Source organism: Ruminococcus flavefaciens ATCC 19208, assembly GCF_000518765.1.
GTDB classification, from domain to species: Bacteria; Bacillota; Clostridia; order Oscillospirales; family Ruminococcaceae; genus Ruminococcus; species Ruminococcus flavefaciens.
Genome location: NZ_JAEF01000006.1, coordinates 175,487 through 194,299, shown reverse-complemented (window position 1 = coordinate 194,299; position 18,813 = coordinate 175,487). Strand labels below are relative to the sequence as shown.

The following is an 18,813-nucleotide window of genomic DNA, read 5'->3' as shown; positions in this document are numbered from 1 at the left end:
GATTTCTCACAAGTTTATTATATACAATATCACCTGCTTTGTTAAGTAATGACAAAAAAATGCTTATACATCATAAATTTATTATTTTTCACATAAAACAAGTATATTTTTCATACAGAATGTGCTATACTTATTGTACAGGAGGCGATGAGAGATGAAAAAAACAACGGGTTTCTATAAAGGTATTAATTTCGGCGGCTGGCTCTCACAGTGCAATTACGAAAAAGATCACCTCGACACCTTCATCATAGAAAACGATTTTAAAACGGTCGCAGCATGGGGAGCTGACCATGTCCGCGTTCCTTTTGACTATAATATAATAGAAAACAATGACGGTTCATTCAATGAGGAAGGCTTCGGCTATCTTGACAAGGCTGTGGAATATTCAAAAAAATACGGTCTTAACCTTATTCTTGATCTTCACAAGACCGCAGGCTTCTCGTTCGATTACTACGCAGAAAATGAAAGCGGATTTTTTGACAGTGCCGAATATCAGGAGCGTTTTTACCGTCTTTGGGAGGAAGTTGCAAAACGTTACGGCTCCATGAGTTCCTTTGTGGCTTTTGAGCTTCTCAACGAAGTAACCGACGCAAGCTTTATTGGCGCATGGAACAGGATAGTTAAAGAGTGCATTGGCAGAATAAGAAAGATCGCTCCCGATACACTTATACTTGTGGGCAGCTACCATAATAACAGTGCCGATACAGTTCAGTTCCTTGAAGCTCCTTATGATGACAAGGTAATTTATAATATGCACTGTTATGAGCCCCTTAAATTCACTCATCAGGGTGCTTACTGGACTGACGCTATCATTCCTGAAGAGCGTATGCCATTTGAGGAAAGCGAAACTTCTGTTGAATATTTTGAAAAGCTTTTCTCCACCGCTATCGCTAAAGCTGAGGAATTCAATACAGGACTTTACTGCGGAGAATACGGCTGTATTGATGTGGTTTCTCCCGAAGATACAATAAAGTGGTATAAAACCATCAATTCCGTATTTGAAAAGCATGGTATCGGTAGAGCTGCGTGGAATTACAAGGCTATGGACTTCGGTATTGCCGATACAAGACTTGACGGTGTAAGAAGCGAACTTCTGACTCTTATATAAAAGCTTATCCCCTTTGCATAATGCAAAGGGGATTTTTTTAGATATCAGAAGCCTCCTCTCTCATTCTCTACGAAAGTATATCCTGTAAGGTCATAATTGACTTTCTCAACAGGTTCGTTGAGCTTTAATTCAGTGACCTCAGTAGTTTGTGATAAAACATCACTCTTTGTTGATGACTTCAATACCAGACCTGTTCTTATGTCTATCCATCTATCGACGGTATTTTCATTAAAACCGTCATTATAAACGAGATTTACATGAGCACAGTCTCTGCCGAGGATATTTTCTACGCCCTCAATATGCCACTGGTCAAAATCACTAAGTAATACAAAGCTATCCAGATTACTTAATTCTCCGAATGTATTGCCGAATTCCCAAGCTTCTTGTACTCCAGGCTTCTCATAATCATCACAGTAAGCTACTCTGTAATTATCAGGGATATATGCTCCTGCCATTTTTATATAATCTTCAGAATAAGTTTGTTTACTATATGTCTTATCTATCGGATAATAATCTACACCCTCATTTCCGTCCTGAACATACACGCTTACTTTTTCGTTTTCATTATCACTTCTGCTTGTGTTCTTAGTGTAAAAATAGAGTTGATCGTTATCTAAAATGCGTTCACTCTCTTCGTGGAATTTAAGTGCCTGCTGTTCTCCGTCAATGACGAATTTCACCTCTGCTGTATCATAATAATGGAACACATTTGCGCAAATATGATACAGATAGCTCTTGTTTTCAAGTGTGTTGAGTTCATCTGCATTTGCTGCTGAAAGCAACTGGTCTGCATACTTTTCAACGTCAACTTTCTTGAATTCGTATGTATGATTTTTCCATGCATCCTGAAACTCAACAAAAGCCTGTTCTGCTTCTTCCTTTGAATGATATATCTTCATTTCATGGAGCTCTAACTCTGCAAACTCACCATCTGCATCTGCGTTTGTAACATTCTCAATATTCTCAGGATTAAAGCTGTTCTTTGATTTCTTACGTGTCAGCACTTCACCTTCGCTGTCTTTCTCTATTATGTCCCATTTGTTTATCTTCCATGCCGCACCGTTTTCATCTTCTTCCGAAACAATATCCAGAACGATCGTAACGAACCTGTCATCGCTCATTTTATATATACGCTCGCACTTGATAACATCAGAGCCGTAACCGAGCAAGGACGTTCTTTCGCCTGCATCGTTCTCATCATAGAATTCAGAGCTTACAAGTTCATACCTGCTGAATTCAGTTAAATTTACAGAGTGCTCCTCAAATGATTTGTCTCTGCTGTATAATGAGTCATTGTAACCAACAAAGTCACAGCCCATTTTATTTTCTTCAATTGGTTTAGAAAAGATCAAAGAAGTAGCATCTTTATTGTTGTCATCATCTTTTACTGAGACAAAATCATTAGAACGCAGATCTGCTGTAAGGAAAGACTTACTGAAAGCCATCATTTTATCTATACTGTTCAGTTCTTCATCTGTGACCTTGCAATATCTCAGCTGTAACTTTTCAGCATCAACGGAAGGATCATCTGTCAATGCAATGGAACCGCTAAAACAATCCTCTGTATCTACTCCAACGCCATAATGGAAAGCTTCATATCTTTCAAACTTGCTGAGCAGTTCATCTGTTACAGCATTCAGCTCGTCGATAAGCTCCTGCGGTACTCCCGGCTCTATCTGCACAGGATCAGTAGTGCCTGCTCCGAAATTGTTCCAATTTCTGTTCTTCATGAATGCATAACCGCCGACACCGCCTGCAACGATAGCAACTGCTGCTGCCACACTGAGGAAACGGTATAACTTAGGACGCTTATACACCTCAACGCCCTCTGCCTGCTTTATAAAGCCGTCACTCTCTGACTCTTTCTCCTCTGATTTCTGTATATTATACTTTCTTTTGCATATTTCATATATCTTTTCTTTTTCTCTCTGTCCTGCCGCAGGATAGTTATTGGCAATTTTCTCGATGTCGCTTTCTTCTCTGCTGAACAGAATATCAAAATTATCTTTCATTGTATTTTCCTCCTTATCCATTTATGCCTACTTTTACAAGCAATTCGCGTAATTTCTTAATTGCTCTGCTGCACCTTACCCGCACAACATCTCCTGACATTGATACTATCTCACCTATTTCTGTAGATGTTCTGCCGTAATAGTACTTATGTATGATTATAGTACTTTCTGGTTCACCAAGTTCTTTGACTTTGCTGTATAATATCTGTCTGAGTTCAGACGTTTCCGATGTTTCAACAACATCTTCGGACGAACGAAGCTCCTGATCACATTCTTCTATGGAAATATTTCCGCTGTGCTTTACAAGCTTTCTGTATGTGTCCACTGCTCTGCGACGCGCTATTGATGCTGCAAGAGCCTTCATATCGCCTTCAATTGTTTCCTGCTTGTCAAAATACAGAAAACACTGTGCAAATACATCTCCAACACATTCATCTACGTCCTCTGTTCTTCCACAGTTTTTCAAATACGAAAAGACGATCGTATAAACATAGTTGAAGTATTTGTCATAAAATGCTCTCTGTCCTTTTTCGGGATACGACTTAATCAACTGTCGTAATTCATTATCATTCATAATTAATTCTCCTATTTCTTTTAATGCGCATTGTTTTTCCCTTTCATATACTCTAATCGTATATTTCTTTCAAACCGAAACAACTTTTTCAAATTTTTTGCTGAACTCGGATTTTTCAGGGGATTACTTTTCAATGCGCATCGTTTTTTCACCCTTCATATAATCTAATCGTAAGTTCACTTCAAACCGAAACAACTTTTTCAAATTTTTTGCTGAACTCGGTTTTTTCAAGGGATTTACTTTTCAATGCGCATTGTTTTTCCCTTTCATATACTCTAATCGTATATTTTCTTCAAACCGAAACAACTTTTTCATTATTTTTTATGCAGAACTCAAATTTCTTTTGAGGTATTTACTTTTTCATCAAAATATGGTAATATAATATTGAATAAAGTTTATTAGATATTTATTTAACAAGGGATTTATACACTTTAGCAAAAACATGGGGGGATCAAATATGCAGGTCACGCTCTGTGCTCTGATTGGTTACTTCTTCGGTAACATCAATCCCGCATTCATTCTTTCAAAGCTGAAGGGCTTCGACATTCGTAAAAGAGGCTCGGGAAATGCGGGGGCATCAAATATCGTTATTACGATGGGTAAAAAAGCAGGTCTTTTTGTGGCAATTTTTGATATTACAAAGGCTGTGGCAGCTTCTCTTATCGCATACTATCTGTTTCCACAGATAAAATTTGCAAAGATACTGTCGGGAGCCTGCTGTATCCTCGGTCACATTTTCCCTGTACTCATGAAGTTCCACGGCGGAAAGGGTCTGGCTTCACTTGGCGGTACTATCCTTGCTTTCAACCCTATACTGTTTATTACCATGCTGCTGTTCGAGATTCTTCTCGGATTTTCAATTGACTATGTATGCGTAGTCCCCATAACAGGCTCGGTAATATTCACACTTGTTTACGCCCTTATGACAGGCGATCCCATAGGTACTTCTATTCTGTCAGTCATTTCACTTGTAATACTATTCAAGCACATTGAAAACTTCAAAAGAATTCAGAACGGTACGGAAGCACATATCAGCTTCCTGTGGAAAAAAGATCAGGAGATCGCAAGAATAAGGAAGAACACCAATGATTAAAAAGTCCCTTCGGGGGCTTTTTTGCGCCGTTTTTCAGATCGCCGCTATGTATGCGGCAGTTAGGAGTTTTTTATGCAAAGCAAATCATCTGATATGTGCGAAGGACCTCTGGTAAGCAGAGTCCTGCTTTATACAATACCTATTATCCTGACAGGTATCCTACAGCTTTTGTTCAATGCTGCCGACCTTGTTGTCGTAGGACAGTACAACGGATACAATTCTGTGGGAGCTGTAGGAGCTACAGGTGCTCTTATAAACCTTATCGTAAATCTTTTCATAGGTCTTTCAGTAGGTGCAGGAGTAACTGTCGCTCACGGAATAGGCTCGGGAAGAAGTGAAGATGTTCGCAGAACAGTGCATACAGCCATACCTACAGCAATAATATGTGGTGCTCTTCTCACAGTCATAGGTGTATTCTTTTCCGAGACATTTCTTCGCCTTATGAATACTCACCCCGACCAGCTGAAGCTTGCAGCTTCATATCTGAGGATATATTTCTGCGGTACTATTGCAAGCATGATCTATAATTTCGGCTCAGCTATCCTGAGAGCCGCAGGTGATACAAAAAGTCCGCTGTACTATCTTACCGCGGCAGGAATACTGAATGTTGTGCTCAATCTGATATTTGTAATCGCATTCAGAATGAACGTTGCAGGTGTAGCTCTTGCAACAGTAATTTCACAGACCCTATCGGCAGCACTTATACTCCGCGCACTTATGAAAAGGAATGATGCCTGCAAGCTTGATCTGAAAAAGATGCATATTTACGGCAGGCAGCTGAAAAGGATACTTCAAATAGGCTTTCCAGCAGGAATACAGTCATCGCTCTTTGCGGCATCAAATGTAATAATACAGTCCTCTATAAATTCATTCGGACCTATTGTCAATTCAGGAAATGCTGCTGCTCAGAACATAGAAGGCTTTGTATACACCTCAATGAACTCATACAGCCAGACTGCCCTTAACTTCACGGGGCAGAACTACGGTGCAGGTAAGCTTGACAGAATACGCAAGATAACATGGGTGTGCCTGATATCTGTTTTCTGTACTGGTGTCATGCTCGGACTTACTGCTCTTTTCTTCGGAAGAAATCTTCTTTCCATATACATAACAGACTCAAAAAGCGCTATTGATTATGGCATGATACGTATGAAGTATATTATGATACCGTATTTCCTGTGCGGACTTATGGACGTTGCTACAGGTCTTATAAGAGGTCTTGGACGTTCTGTACTCCCCATGCTGATTACTATTGCAGGAGTTGTCGGAATACGTCTTGGCTGGATCTACATAGTATTCAGGATACCTGAATATCACTCAATAAAAAGTCTCTACCTCTCCTACACGATATCATGGTCAGCAACATTTCTTGCAGAGATAATCGTATTTATCGTAATTATGAGAAAGATAAGGAAACAGCGCATGAAACAGTAACAAATAAAAATACAGCCCGAAAGCAATTTTTCTTAAATGCTTTCGGGCTTGATTTTTGCGTAAGAGAAAACTATCTGCCTATGATATCACATGACGTAAAAGCCGCTTCCGTTTCACGTATGAAATATCCTTGCTGTACATTGCATACGGGACAATCCTTCGGAGGCTCTGTACCCGTGTGGATATGCCCGCAATTAAGACATATCCATCGCTGCTGAGTATCGTCGCTGCGGAAAAGCTTATCCTCACGGTAAAGCTTGGCATAATAAGCAAAACGTTTGCGGTGACTGTCCTCGATCTCTGCAATCATTCTGAATTTAGAGGCTGTATCTTGATATCCTTCACTCGCTGCAATACGTGCAAAATCAGGATAAACCACAGAAAACTCCTTTTCCTCTTCCTTACCGGATGCATCAAGAAGCTGCTGAACCTCATCGAATACGTCCGCAGGAAATCCTGCACTTATATCAATGCTCTGACCTGCTGCTTCCTTCATCAGTTTCCAGAATACCAGCGCATGACGTTCCTCCTGTTCGGCAGTAAAGCGGAACATTCTCTCAAGCCCCACAAACTTCTGCTGCTGTGCTTTCAGCGCCGCCTGATAATAACGCTGACGGGACTGGCATTCACCTGCAAAGGCCCGCATGAGATTTACTTTTGTCTGACTGTCATTAAAACTTGTCTGCATGAATATTACCTCCTTTTGGAAGTATTATGCTCACGCAGACGTATTTTATTCACGCACCATACTTTTCCGCTGAATCTTTCGTATCAGTCATCAAGGATAGTATAACGATACTTCATAATATTCTCAGGATCTTTCAGACGAATATTCTGAATATGTCCACACTGCGGGCATGCATCACAGATGACCTGACTTCTTTTAGGCTTTAATTTTTTCTCCTCGCCCTCAGGATAAAACTGAACTGCATATGGAGTTGTCAGTATTCCTGTTACCACTTTAGCGGCACAGAATTCACACACCTTATCCATGTACTTCCCCCCATTTTTTTATTATACCTAATTATATCACTTTATTCTGTTTATGTCAACAAAACTCGCATAAAAAGAGCGGACATACAGTCCGCTCTCAATGAATTCAGCTATTCATTATATTTCATTAACTTTTCTCTTTACATATGTTGTATGGAGAACCTCATGTGCCTTGTGGCTGCCCGGCTTCTCGAAGAATTCTTCGTAAACCTTCTTGATAGCTGGGTTTTCATGAGACTGTCTGATAGGCATTGACTTGTCGAGGTTGTAGAGAACCTTAGCTCTCTCTTCTCTGATGTCAACGAAGTTTCTAACGCCCATTGGAACCTGTGGCTGACCGCCGCCGTTTACACAGCCGCCGGGACAAGCCATGATCTCGATGAACTGAGCGTCGCACTTGCCTGCTCTGATATCGTCAAGAACCTTTCTTGCATTAGCAAGACCGCTTGTTACGATAACCTTGACCTTATTGCCTGCAACATCGTATGTTGCTTCCTTGATATCCTTTGTACCACGAACCTCCGGGAGATCTGTTACGTTCTCGCCTGTGAGTGTATATACAGCTGTTCTGAGAGCAGCTTCCATAACACCGCCTGTAGCACCGAAGATAACACCGGCACCTGTTGAGATTCCGAGCGGATCATCGAACTTCTCCTCAGGAAGTGAGTTGAAGAGGATACCAGCGCGCTCGATCATTCTGCCGAGTTCACGAGTTGTAAGTGCATAGTCAACGTCAGGAACGCCAGCTGCGCTCTGATCAGGTCTGCCGATCTCGAACTTCTTAGCTGTACATGGCATGATAGATACCATAACAATGTTCTTTGGATCGATGCCCATCTTCTGAGCATAGTATGTCTTAGCTGTTGCACCGAACATCTGCTGTGGTGACTTACAGCTTGAAAGGTGATCGAGAAGATCAGGATAGTAGTGCTCACAGAACTTAACCCATCCAGGTGAGCATGATGTGATAAGAGGAAGTGTTCCGCCGTTTGAGAAACGATCGAGGAACTCGTTAGCCTCTTCCATGATAGTAAGATCAGCAGCAAAGTCTGTATCGAATACCTTGTCAAAGCCAAGTCTTCTGAGAGCAGCTGCCATTTTGCCTTCTGCATTTGTGCCGATAGGATTGCCGAAGCACTCAGCAAGACCAGCACGTACAGCAGGAGCTGTCTGAACGAGAACTGTCTTCTCAGGATCAGCGATAGCTGCCATAACTTCCTTAGTATAATCCTTTTCAGAGAGTGCGCCGACAGGACATACTGCAATACACTGACCACATGATACACAGCTTGTTTCGCCAAGTCCCATGTCAAATGCAGAACCGATATATGTCTTAAAGCCTCTCTCGTTAGCACCGATAACGCCGATGCCCTGTGTCTTTGCACACACTGCTACGCAGCGGCGGCAAAGGATACACTTATTGTTGTCACGATACATATGAGGAGCAGAATTGTCAACCTCATACTCGTTCTTTACGCCGTCATAAACTGTAGCGTCTTCAACGCCGTAGTCCTTAGCAAGCTTCTGGAGCTCACAGTTACCGCTTCTTACGCATGAGAGACACTTTCTGTCATGTGTTGAAAGGATAAGCTCAAGTGTCTTCTTTCTTGCAGCGATAACCTTTGGTGAGCTTGTGAGTATCTCCATATTGTTTGAACATGGATATACGCAGCCTGCTACAAGACGGAAGCCTCTGCCCTCGTTGACTTCTGTAACGCAGATACGGCAGGCACCGATCTCGTTGATCTCCTTCATATAGCAAAGTGTAGGAATTTCAAATCCAGCCATGTGAGCAGCTTCAAGAACAGTAGTGCCCTTGGGGACTTCTAATTCAACACCGTTGATTTTTACTGTAATATTTTCCATTACTAATCCTCCGCTTACTTCTTGATGATTGCCTTGAACTTACATGTAGCGATACAAGCACCGCACTTCACGCACTTAGTCTTGTCGATCTCCATTGCAGCAAGCTTCTTGCCTGGAGCGATATAGTCAGTTCTTGTGATAGCGGAAGCAGGACACTGCTTAGCACACATACCGCAGCCGATACACTTATCCTTTTCAATCTCGAAGCTGAGGAGGTCCTTACATACGCCAGCAGGACACTTCTTATCAACAACGTGAGCGATATACTCGTCACGGAAGCATCTGAGTGTAGAGAGAACAGGGTTAGGAGCTGTCTGTCCAAGTCCGCAGAGTGAGTTAGCCTTGATGTGGTAAGCGAGTTCTTCGAGCTTGTCGAGATCCTCAAGAGTTCCCTTGCCCTTTGTGATCTTGTCAAGGATCTCCCACATTCTCTTAGTACCGATACGGCATGGTGTACACTTACCGCATGACTCGTCAACAGTAAATTCGAGGAAGAACTTAGCAATATCAACCATACAGTTGTCTTCGTCCATAACGATAAGTCCGCCTGAACCCATCATTGAACCGATACCGATGAGGTTATCATAGTCGATCGGGATATCGAAGTTTGAAGGATCGATACATCCGCCTGAAGGACCACCTGTCTGAGCAGCCTTGAACTTCTTGCCGTTCGGGATACCGCCGCCGATCTCTTCGATAACTTCACGGAGAGTTGTTCCCATAGGAACTTCAACGAGACCTGTATTCTTTATCTTACCGCCGAGAGCGAATACCTTAGTACCCTTTGACTTCTCAGTACCCATTGATGCGAACCACTGTGCACCATTGAGGATGATCTGTGGGATATTAGCATATGTCTCAACATTGTTGAGGATAGTTGGCTTCTGGAAAAGACCTTTTTCAGCAGGGAAAGGAGGTCTTGGACGAGGCTCACCGCGGTTGCCTTCGATAGAAGTCATAAGAGCAGTTTCCTCACCGCAAACGAATGCACCTGCACCGAGACGGAGATCGATATCGAAGCAGAAATCTGTACCGAAGATGTTCTTGCCGAGCATACCTGCTTCACGAGCCTGCTTGATAGCAATGTTAAGTCTCTCAACAGCGATAGGATACTCTGCACGAACGTAGATATAACCCTGTGAAGCACCGATAGCATAACCTGCGATAGTCATAGCTTCGAGTACAACGTGTGGGTCACCTTCGAGAACTGAACGGTCCATGAATGCACCCGGGTCACCCTCGTCAGCGTTACAGCAAACATACTTCTGATCTGCATTTGGAACTATGTTTCTTGCGAGCTTCCACTTCATACCTGTTGGGAATCCACCGCCTCCGCGTCCACGGAGACCAGAATCGAGGATAGTCTGGATAACGTCCTCAGGTGTCATAGTTGTGAGGACCTTACCGAGAGCCTCATAACCGTCACGTCCTATGTATTCGTTGATATTCTCAGGATTGATAACACCGCAGTTTCTGAGAGCAACACGGTGCTGCTTTTTGTAGAATGATGTATCGTCAAGTGACTTGATCTCGTCGCCGACAACTGTTTCCTCATAGAGGAATTCCTTAACAGGGTTGCCGCCGATAAGGTGCTCGTCAACGATACGTGGGATCTCTTCTACCTTAACACGTGAGTAGAATGAACCCTCAGGATATACGATCATGATAGGACCACGCTCGCAAAGTCCGAAGCATCCGGTCTTAACGATCTGTACTTTATCTGTAAGTCCTTTTTCTGCGAACTGCTTCTCAAGCTCTTCAATGATCTTTGGTGAGCCTGAAGAAGTACAGCCTGTACCGCCGCAGACAAGAACGTGTCTTTCATATTTTGAAGAAGCATTGCCATCCTTAGTTCTGAGAGCAACTTCGCCCTTCATGCTGTCTCTGACAACCTTGAGTTCTTCAAGAGTCTTCATAAGTTAACCTCCTAAATGGTAATGTTTGGAATTAAGCGTATTTTTCGATGATCTTGTCAACGTCATCTACTGTGAGACGTCCGTAAACGTCCTCGTTGACAGTAAGTACAGGTGCAAGTCCGCAAGCACCGATGCAGCGGCAAGCGTCAAGTGAGAACTTACCATCGGGAGTGCACTCGCCTCCGCCTATTCCAAGCTTTTCCTGGAGCTTATTGTAGATATCTCCGGAACCCTTTACATAGCAAGCTGTACCAAGACAGACAGAAATTGTGTATTCACCCTTTGGATAAAGAGAGAACTGAGCGTAGAAGGTAACAACACCGTATATCTTTTCGAGAGGGATACCTGTATTGTCGGAAATAATTGCCTGAACCTCGATCGGAAGGTAACCGTAGATCTCCTGAGCCTTCTGAAGGATCGGCATAAGAGAACCCTTATCGTTCTTCTTTTCTTCGATCACCTTGAGGAGCTCAGCCTCCTGCTCGGGAGTACCCTTAAAGGGAACAGTTGATTTAGCTGAATTCATTAAATGGACCTCCTTATTTTATCTGTGAAAAATGTAACAATGTCACGCATAAAATTATGAGATGACATACCACACCTCACATATCCTAAATATTATATCATATATAAATGCAAATTTCCATCTCCATTTTAGCCTAATTAGTCGTAACTTTACTGTCTATTTTGCACAATTGTGCATAGTGGAACAATGTTTGTATTTCTTAACATTTACAACTGTCAATGCTCCGAGCATACGTATAGGTATAGTTGTTTGGGCGCATCAAATAATATCATGTCAAGTTTTTAATGAATTATAACTTATTTAAAATATTTTTCATTATTTTTTGTCATCAGACTACCCTTTTATCCCCTTTTTCCGTTATAGGCTGTGCATTTATTGTTATGTTTTTCTGGCATCTTTACATTTAATCTGATAATACTTATTTACATAAAATTCACATTTGATATTTTTGAATATTTATTGACAAATCGAAATTATTATTGTATATTATTTTTATAACATATACATAATCAGCGAAAAAGCGCTGTTTCCGTACAGTTCATGGGATGTCCTGCACTGCATTCCGAACGATATCACCGCCATTGCGGCAAAGGAGAAAATATGAGTTTACCTAACGACCCCGTGATCTTACTTAGCTATATCAATACTCTTCTTCGTGATGAGTATGCGACATTTGAGGAACTCTGCAAGAGTCTCTGCACCTCTGAGGAGGATATCCGTTCAAAACTGAACAGGATCGGTTATGTCTATGATCCAAAAACCAATTCATTCAGATAGTATCCATTGACATGGATACAGAGCGATGCTCACGCATCGATGGGAGGGCACTATGAAACAATTATTAAAATCTCTATCGGCAGTAACAGCTTCCGCAGCGATAGCTGTCTGCTCTATGACATCGGGGCTCGTAACAGCAGCCGATACAGAGGAGAAAACTTCCTGCACAGTTCATTATGATCTAAGTGAAGAATGCGTTATAATCCCCGCAGATGAAGACGGAAATGTTCCCGAACTTAAGGATACGACCGTTTCACCTAATTCAAGCATTATAATAACAGACATAATCCCCGAAAAGGAGGGCTATTCCTTCTCAGGCTGGACAGCTGACAATATACGCGGATATGAATCACTTGATGTATTCCGCGTACTGGAGGATGATGTAACTCTCCACCCTGTATGGGTGAATAAGGACGATAAGGAATTCCACACTGTTTCCTACAAAGTTATAATCAACGGAGTAGAGGACGAAGATGCAAAACTCAGAGTTCCTGATAAAAAAATGCTTGCAGGCCGTATTTTTAAAGTTCCGCTTGATGTTTTTACCAATCCCGGCTATAAGCAAAGAGGCTGGACAGACGGTGTTAACGAGTTCCTTCCCGAAACAAAACTCGTTGTACACGACGAGGATATGACCTTATATCCTAACTACAAGAAAATTTACAACCTTATTTATACTGTTGGCGATGCCGACAGAATAAACGGTATTACAAAGCTCGAATTTGAAATTGCCGAGGGAGATTCCACAAATATCCAGAACACTTCCAGATTTTCGAGAAACGGCTTCAGAAATTTAAAATGGCATTGTGAAACTGACGGTAAGGATTATACATCTGATGCTTATTTTGTAATGCCGGGCAGTGACGTAGTCATGACTCCTGTATGGGATCCTATCCGTTACACTATAAACTTCAAGCCAAGCTCAAAGGCTTCCGATAATATTAAAGTATCAGGCTATACAGATACTGCTATCGTTGCTCCTGAGTGCGATTACGTAAATCCGGGTTACAAATTCAGCGGCTGGCAGCGAGATGACCTTATTATACAGCCCGGTGAAGAATACGTTATACCCGGCGCTGAGCCCGGTCTGGGTATCTCATTCAAGGCTGTATGGACTCCTGACAACGGTGAAACCACTACTACAACTACCACAACTTCAACGACTACTGCTACTTCAACAACTACCGTAACTTCTACAGTTTCTTCATCAGTATCTTCATCTTCAAGCACAACATCAACATCAACTCCGCCTGCTTCTTCCACAATTGTTTCTACAGTAACTTCATCTTATCCAACGGAAGTCAAATACGGCGATGCTAACTGTGACGGAACTATTGATATGTCTGACGTAGTTCTTATAATGCAGGCACTTGCAAATCCAAACAAATATGACGTAGGCGGAAGTGATATAAACGCTATAACTGCTATTGGCAGAAAGAATGCCGATGTATGGAATACAGGCGACGGTGTTACAACACAAGACGCACTCCACATACAGAAATATCTCCTCGGCCTTTGTGAGATAACAGCTGAAGTTACTGTTTCTCCAATTCCAGAATAAAATATAAAAGGACTGCAAAAGCAGTCCTTTTTCTTTTATATAACTCCGAGACCTTCAAGCAGAAGCTTTACGCCTATACTTATGAGTATCAGACCTCCTGCTATCTCCGCGCCCTTTTCGTATTTGCTTCCGAACTTGTGTCCGATAAATACTCCCGCCAGTGAAAGTGCAAATGTTATAACACCTATCATAGTCACGGAGAAGAATAAGTCTGTCTTTTCCGCAGCAAATACTATACCTACTGCCAGAGCATCAATACTTGTAGCGATCGCAAGCAATACAAGTTCCTTTATATCAAGTCTGTATTCTTTCCCGCATTCAGCCTCGTCATCGCCCTTTATGGCTTCAAATACCATCTTGCCGCCGATAAATGCAAGAAGAACGAATGAGATCCAGTGGCTGAACGAGCTGATCACATTGGCAAAACGGCTTCCGAGAAAATAGCCTATAGCAGGCATTACTCCCTGAAACACACCGAAAAACAAAGCTGTGACCACTCCGCCTTTCAGGTCTATTTTTTTCATGCTCAGTCCCTTACAGACCGATACAGCAAATGCGTCCATCGCAAGTCCAACGGAGATCAATAGAAGTTCTGTTAATGTCATAAAAACGTCCTCTCATAAAAAAAATTCGGATACCTGCGTACCCGAACTTACACTCAGGTACAGCAAAAAAGCCGTACATGAGTCTCATTATTTAAGGCAAAACCGGACCGCTTCGGTCAGTATGTCGGCTTGCCGCATACATCGTATGTTAACTACTCCCTCATATAACAGACTTTATTATACATTATACCGAGTATTAAGTCAATATATTTCTGTTAGCTCTATAAAACATTATAGATCATATCCGAAGATATAATCGTCCATGACATAGCCGTTTCCGATATCGGTAACGACTTCATCTATGATCTTGAAACCAACCTTTTTATATACAGCAATTGCGTGATCGTTATGCTTGTTTACAGTTAGATAGACCTGTTTCTTACCGCAGGCTCTCGCCTCTTCAAATACCTTCTTAAGCATTTTGGAAGCTATTCCATTTCCGCGTTTGTCACTTCTGAGATACAGCTTGCTAAGGAAAAAGCGCTCATCTTTTTCGGGCTTCATGCCAATATATCCGCAGAGCTCACCCTCATCACGAACTGCATAATAGCTGTAATCCTGTTCGCTTATCTGATCTGTCATAGCTTCATATGACTGGAATTTTTCCACCATATAATCTATCTGACCTTCACTTATTATATCAACAAAACACTCATGCCATATGCTGTCAGCCAGTACAGCAACTTCCTTCAGCTCCGCATTACTGCTCACCTTGTTTATTGTCACAGCCATATATTTTCTCCTTAAAAAAATGGAGAATAGATATTCCCTCTATTCTCCATTGTCTGTCATTATTCTTCGTCGGGCATTTCCCAGTTGTGATAAACGTTCTGAACGTCGTCGTTTTCTTCGAGGTGCTCAAGGAGAAGATTCATCTTCTTGATGTGATCTTCGTCTGTAAGAGTTGTATATGTTGAAGGGATCATCTCAGACTCAGCAGAAATTACATTGTAGCCCTTTTCTGTAAGTCCTTCACGAAGAGCATGAACGCTCTCAGGAGCGCACTCGATCTCAACTGTTTCATCATTGATATCGAAGTCCTCGCCGCCGAACTCGAATACGTCTTCCATTACCTTATCCTCATCGAGTCCTGTATTCTCAAGGATAACTACGCCCTTATTAGTGAACATAAAGGATACGCAGCCGATAGTACCAAGGTTGCCGCCGAACTTATCGAAATAGTGACGTACCTCGCCTGCTGTTCTGTTTCTGTTGTCTGTAAGACACTCAACGATAACTGCTACACCGTTAGGACCATATCCCTCGTAAGTGATATTCTCGTAGTTGTTCTTGTCGCCGTCGCCTGCTGCCTTTTTGATGATACGATCAATATTATCATTAGGCACATTGTTTGCCTTCGCCTTTGCGATAAGATCACGAAGCTTTGCATTGTTGTTAGGATCAGGACCGCCTTCCTTTACAACAACAGTGATCTCACGTCCGATTTTTGTAAAGATCTTACCCTTTGCAGCGTCGGTAGCTTCCTTCTTACGCTTGATGTTATTCCATTTTGAATGACCTGACATTATTTTTACACTCCTATCTGTTCATTGATATCAGAATTTATAATAAGTTCAAAAAGTTCACTTATACGGTCGTTTCCGCCTGTAAGATAAAGATAGCCGAAAAGGCACTCTAAAGCTGTTGCCCTGCGGTATTCCGCAGCATCAGCGTGCTTTGGCACTGTATTTCCCGTAGCATTCCTGCCTCTTTTCAGCACCGCAAGCTCATGCTCACTGAGCTGCTCAGCCACAAGGTCATATGCCTTTGACTGAAACTCGGCACATACAAGCTTTATCTTTGCGGAATGAAGCTTCGCAACAGGCATATTAGCCTGTCGGAGCAGATACTCTCTCACAAGAGTATCGTAAACGCTGTCACCTAAAAATGCAAGTGTCAGCGGACTATATGAATTAGCTTCACGCTCTGTAAGTTTTTCTGTACTCATATCAGTTGATAAAGTCGAACTCGAAACCTTCAAGGTTTACGGTGTCGCCCTCCTGAATTCCCATTTCCTCAAGCTTTGCAATGATACCGCTGTTGATAAGTACACGCTGGAAATACTGGAGCGATGAATAGTCATCAGGATCAACAGTACGCATGATGGGCTGTATCCACGGAGCATCCACAAAGTAAATTCCGTCCTCAACAGTTACCTCAAACTTCTTATCAACGCCCAGCATCTCATCAAGCTCTGCCTGCGGTATAGGCTCTGCCTCAAATTCTCTTATAGGCGGAAGTGTGTCAAGCACCTCCGATACCTTATCCATAAGCTGAGCTGTACCCTGAGTGGTTGCAGCAGAGATACAGAAAAATGGTATATTCTTATCCTCGATATATTTACGGAACTTCTCAATCTGCTCCTCTGTAGCCATATCAGATTTATTAGCGGCTACTATCTGAGGACGCTCTGCAAGCTCTTCATTGAATTTTGCGAGCTCCGCATTTATGACCTCAAAGTCCTCACAGGGATCTCGTCCCTCTATTCCCGAAACATCTACTACATGAACGATAAGGCGGCATCTTTCAACGTGTCTGAGGAACTCGTGTCCGAGACCTACGCCATCGCCCGCACCCTCGATAAGGCCCGGGATATCAGCCATGACAAAAGATTTCTCTTCGTCAACTCTGACAACTCCCAGAACAGGTGTCAATGTAGTAAAATGGTAATTTGCTATCTTTGGTTTAGCTGCACTTACTACTGAGATAAGTGTGGATTTGCCCACATTTGGATAGCCTACAAGTCCTACGTCTGCAAGAAGCTTCAGTTCAAGTGTTACCTCAAACTCTTCACCTGGATATCCTGGCTTTGCAAACTTAGGTATCTGACGGGTAGAAGTAGCAAAGTGAACATTGCCCTTGCCGCCCTGACCGCCTCTTGCTATGACCTTTGGCTCATCGCTTGACATATCCGCCATTATCCTGCCGCTTTTTGCTTCGCGTATAACAGTACCTCTCGGCACTTTTATAATAAGCGGCGGAGCACTCTTGCCTGTGCAGTTCCTTCCGCTGCCGTTTTCGCCGCGCTGAGCCATGTACTTTCTTTTATATCTGAAGTCGATAAGAGTCGAGAAATTATCATCGACCTGAAAGACCACATCTCCGCCGCGTCCGCCGTCGCCGCCGTCGGGACCGCCTGCCGCTACATACTTTTCACGGTGGAATGATACCGCACCGTCGCCGCCGTCTCCTGCTTTGATTTTTATCCTCGCCTGATCAACGAACATTTCTGACCTCCGTTTCTAATGAAAAATCCCAAGCATATGCTCGGGATTTATTGTCACGTTATGGCTGTTACTGCTCAATCTCGTAAACAGAAACCTTCTTACGGTCACGGCCGTAACGCTCAAACTTAACCTTACCGCTTACTGTTGCGAATAATGTATCATCTGAACCGATACCTACACCGTTACCGGGATGGATATGTGTACCTCTCTGACGAACGAGGATATTGCCTGCCTTAACGAACTGACCGTCAGCTCTCTTGACACCGAGTCTCTTAGCCTCAGAATCACGACCGTTCTTAGTAGAACCAACACCCTTCTTATGAGCGAAGAACTGCATACTGATCTTTAACATACTTACACCTCCGAAATAGTGATATTGATTGTGTTCGGGAATTCCTCAAGTATAGCTTCAAAATGAAGTCTGAGCTGTTCAAGTATAACACCTGAAGCATCATCAGGTCGTTTTACGACACAGCGGATAATGTTATCACCAACACTGACATCCGGCTCAAAACCAAGACTGTCAAGAATATTCACGGCAAGCTGTACCGCTGATGAAACTGCCGCACAAGCGATATCCTCGCCTGCTTCCGCATAGCCTGAATGTCCGCTGAATTCAAAGCCGTTAAGAATCCCTTTCGATCTAAAAAAATCTGCGCGGATCATGATCAAGCCTTGATAGCTTCGATCTTTACCTGAGTGTAAGGCTGTCTGTGACCCTGCTTCTTCTTCTCACCCTTCTTAGGCTTGTAAGTGAAAACAGTGATCTTCTTAGCCTTGCCGTTCTTCAGAACCTTTGCGCTTACAGCTGCACCATCAACATAAGGTGTACCGATCTTAAGACCATCGTCTGCTCCGAGAGCAACTACCTTGTCAAAAGTAACTGTCTCATCAGCCTCAACTGCGAGCTTCTCGATGAAGATGATATCTCCCTCGTTTACCTGATACTGCTTTCCGCCGGTTTCAATAACTGCGTACATATTGTGGCACCTGCCTTTTCAATAAACTCGCTGTTACAGGCGTTGTAGGCACAACTTTAAAGCCTGTTTACAAGCGGCAATAATATTTTATCACAAACATAGCTCTTTGTCAAGCATTTTTTGCAATAAATCCTAAAAAAC

The 18,813-nt window shown here is 42.6% G+C and carries 20 protein-coding genes; 5 read left to right on the top strand and 15 right to left on the bottom strand.

Features of this window, described 5'->3' with window-relative positions:
• The first annotated feature begins 154 nt into the window (after positions 1–154).
• Complete coding sequence (locus L870_RS0100820) at positions 155–1,108, top strand: glycoside hydrolase family 5 protein (protein ID WP_028516489.1); 954 nt, start codon at positions 155–157, stop codon at positions 1,106–1,108.
• A gap of 44 nt (positions 1,109–1,152) precedes the next feature.
• Here the strand turns inward: L870_RS0100820 and L870_RS0100815 are convergent, their stop codons facing one another.
• Positions 1,153–3,120 (bottom strand): hypothetical protein, encoded by a 1,968-nt coding sequence (locus tag L870_RS0100815; protein ID WP_028516488.1) that lies wholly within the window; start codon positions 3,118–3,120, stop codon positions 1,153–1,155.
• 13 nt (positions 3,121–3,133) lie between these two features.
• Positions 3,134–3,694: an RNA polymerase sigma factor gene (locus tag L870_RS0100810; protein WP_028516487.1), complete on the bottom strand. Its 561-nt coding sequence runs from the start codon at positions 3,692–3,694 to the stop codon at positions 3,134–3,136.
• Positions 3,695–4,151: 457 nt separating this feature from the next.
• On the opposite strand from L870_RS0100810, the gene L870_RS0100805 reads away from it, so the two are divergent.
• The gene (locus L870_RS0100805) at positions 4,152–4,787 is read left to right on the top strand and encodes a glycerol-3-phosphate acyltransferase (RefSeq protein ID WP_028516486.1); all 636 of its coding nucleotides are present in this window, start codon (positions 4,152–4,154) and stop codon (positions 4,785–4,787) included.
• Between the two features lie 72 nt (positions 4,788–4,859).
• Positions 4,860–6,221, top strand: coding sequence for an MATE family efflux transporter (locus L870_RS0100800; RefSeq protein WP_028516485.1), 1,362 nt, complete (start codon positions 4,860–4,862; stop codon positions 6,219–6,221).
• A gap of 70 nt (positions 6,222–6,291) precedes the next feature.
• On the opposite strand, the gene L870_RS0100795 is transcribed toward L870_RS0100800, so the two are convergent.
• From L870_RS0100795 to L870_RS0100775, 5 genes are all read right to left on the bottom strand, one after another.
• Positions 6,292–6,909 (bottom strand): rubrerythrin family protein, encoded by a 618-nt coding sequence (locus tag L870_RS0100795; RefSeq protein WP_028516484.1) that lies wholly within the window; start codon positions 6,907–6,909, stop codon positions 6,292–6,294.
• Positions 6,910–6,992: 83 nt separating this feature from the next.
• Entirely contained in the window at positions 6,993–7,214 is a 222-nt protein-coding gene (locus tag L870_RS0100790) for a hypothetical protein (protein WP_028516483.1), read from the bottom strand.
• Between the two features lie 117 nt (positions 7,215–7,331).
• Positions 7,332–9,080 carry an NADH-dependent [FeFe] hydrogenase, group A6 gene (locus tag L870_RS0100785; RefSeq protein ID WP_028516482.1) on the bottom strand — a complete coding sequence of 583 codons (1,749 nt, stop codon included), beginning with the start codon at positions 9,078–9,080 and terminating at the stop codon, positions 7,332–7,334.
• 14 nt (positions 9,081–9,094) lie between these two features.
• A complete protein-coding gene (locus tag L870_RS0100780; RefSeq protein ID WP_028516481.1) occupies positions 9,095–10,996 on the bottom strand; it encodes an NADH-quinone oxidoreductase subunit NuoF in 1,902 nt (633 codons plus the stop codon).
• A 31-nt stretch (positions 10,997–11,027) separates the two neighbouring features.
• Positions 11,028–11,522, bottom strand: a complete 495-nt coding sequence (locus L870_RS0100775) for an NADH-quinone oxidoreductase subunit NuoE family protein (protein ID WP_019678580.1) — start codon at positions 11,520–11,522, stop codon at positions 11,028–11,030.
• A 600-nt stretch (positions 11,523–12,122) separates the two neighbouring features.
• Here L870_RS0100775 and L870_RS18845 point away from each other — a divergent pair.
• Both L870_RS18845 and L870_RS0100765 read left to right on the top strand, forming a co-directional pair.
• Positions 12,123–12,299 (top strand): DUF4250 domain-containing protein, encoded by a 177-nt coding sequence (locus L870_RS18845; protein ID WP_080676304.1) that lies wholly within the window; start codon positions 12,123–12,125, stop codon positions 12,297–12,299.
• 52 nt (positions 12,300–12,351) lie between these two features.
• Entirely contained in the window at positions 12,352–13,860 is a 1,509-nt protein-coding gene (locus L870_RS0100765) for a dockerin type I repeat-containing protein (protein WP_028516480.1), read from the top strand.
• 35 nt (positions 13,861–13,895) lie between these two features.
• On the opposite strand, the gene L870_RS0100760 is transcribed toward L870_RS0100765, so the two are convergent.
• From L870_RS0100760 to rplU, 8 genes are all read right to left on the bottom strand, one after another.
• On the bottom strand, positions 13,896–14,465 hold the full coding sequence (locus L870_RS0100760) for a manganese efflux pump MntP (RefSeq protein WP_028516479.1): 570 nt from the start codon (positions 14,463–14,465) through the stop codon (positions 13,896–13,898).
• Between the two features lie 231 nt (positions 14,466–14,696).
• Positions 14,697–15,197, bottom strand: a complete 501-nt coding sequence (locus L870_RS0100755) for a GNAT family N-acetyltransferase (protein ID WP_037270696.1) — start codon at positions 15,195–15,197, stop codon at positions 14,697–14,699.
• 59 nt (positions 15,198–15,256) lie between these two features.
• Positions 15,257–15,991, bottom strand: a complete 735-nt coding sequence (locus L870_RS0100750) for a YebC/PmpR family DNA-binding transcriptional regulator (RefSeq protein WP_028516477.1) — start codon at positions 15,989–15,991, stop codon at positions 15,257–15,259.
• A 5-nt stretch (positions 15,992–15,996) separates the two neighbouring features.
• Complete coding sequence (locus L870_RS0100745) at positions 15,997–16,413, bottom strand: Mini-ribonuclease 3 (RefSeq protein ID WP_028516476.1); 417 nt, start codon at positions 16,411–16,413, stop codon at positions 15,997–15,999.
• 1 nt (position 16,414) lies between these two features.
• Positions 16,415–17,692: a GTPase ObgE gene (gene obgE, locus L870_RS0100740; RefSeq protein ID WP_028516475.1), complete on the bottom strand. Its 1,278-nt coding sequence runs from the start codon at positions 17,690–17,692 to the stop codon at positions 16,415–16,417.
• A gap of 67 nt (positions 17,693–17,759) precedes the next feature.
• Positions 17,760–18,044 carry a 50S ribosomal protein L27 gene (gene rpmA / locus L870_RS0100735; RefSeq protein WP_019678572.1) on the bottom strand — a complete coding sequence of 95 codons (285 nt, stop codon included), beginning with the start codon at positions 18,042–18,044 and terminating at the stop codon, positions 17,760–17,762.
• Positions 18,045–18,046: 2 nt separating this feature from the next.
• Positions 18,047–18,358: a ribosomal-processing cysteine protease Prp gene (locus L870_RS0100730; RefSeq protein ID WP_028516474.1), complete on the bottom strand. Its 312-nt coding sequence runs from the start codon at positions 18,356–18,358 to the stop codon at positions 18,047–18,049.
• 2 nt (positions 18,359–18,360) lie between these two features.
• The gene (gene rplU, locus L870_RS0100725; protein ID WP_028516473.1) at positions 18,361–18,672 is read right to left on the bottom strand and encodes a 50S ribosomal protein L21; all 312 of its coding nucleotides are present in this window, start codon (positions 18,670–18,672) and stop codon (positions 18,361–18,363) included.
• Between the last annotated feature and the right edge of the window lie 141 nt (positions 18,673–18,813).